The 860-nt window shown below is 64.3% G+C and carries 1 protein-coding gene; it reads left to right on the top strand.

Annotation, left to right across the window (positions count from 1 at the left end; genetic code table 11):
• A partial coding sequence (gene glyA / locus DIE02_RS35215; RefSeq protein ID WP_148093153.1) for a serine hydroxymethyltransferase occupies nt 1-860 on the top strand: 860 nt, incomplete at both ends.

Below are 860 nucleotides of genomic sequence, written 5' to 3'. Positions count from 1 at the left end.
TCGCAGCTCACGAACAAGTACGCGGAAGGTTATCCGGGCAAGCGCTACTACGGCGGCTGTGAGTACGTCGACGTGGTCGAGCAGCTGGCGATCGACCGCGTGAAGCAGCTGTTCGGCGCGGAAGCCGCGAACGTGCAGCCGAACTCGGGTTCGCAGGCGAACCAGGGCGTGTTCTTCGCGATGCTCAAGCCGGGCGACACGATCATGGGCATGAGCCTCGCGCATGGCGGCCACCTGACGCACGGTTCGCCGGTGAACATGTCGGGCAAGTGGTTCAATGTCGTCAGCTATGGCCTGAACGAACAGGAAGACATCGACTACGACGCGGCCGAGAAGCTGGCAAACGAGCACAAGCCGAAGCTGATCGTCGCGGGCGCATCGGCGTTCGCGCTGAAGATCGACTTCGAGCGTCTGGCGAAGATCGCGAAGTCGGTCGGCGCGTACCTGATGGTCGACATGGCGCACTACGCCGGCCTGATCGCCGCGGGCGTGTACCCGAACCCGGTGCCGCACGCCGACTTCGTGACGACCACGACGCACAAGAGCCTGCGCGGCCCGCGCGGCGGCGTGATCCTGATGAAGGCCGAGTACGAGAAGCAGATCAACTCGGCAATCTTCCCGGGTATCCAGGGCGGCCCGCTGATGCACGTGATCGCCGCGAAGGCGGTTGCGTTCAAGGAAGCGCTGTCGCCGGAGTTTAAGGAATATCAGCAGAAGGTCGTCGAGAACGCACGCGTGCTGGCTGAAACGCTGGTCAAGCGTGGCCTGCGGATCGTGTCGGGGCGCACCGAAAGCCACGTGATGCTGGTGGACCTGCGCGCGAAGAACATCACGGGCAAGGCAGCGGAAGCGGCGCTCGG

This window comes from Burkholderia sp. Bp8991 (genome assembly GCF_003853795.1).
Taxonomy (GTDB): Bacteria; Pseudomonadota; Gammaproteobacteria; order Burkholderiales; family Burkholderiaceae; genus Burkholderia.
Note: the sequence above shows the minus strand (reverse complement) of the source record. Positions and strands in the feature narration are given on the sequence as shown.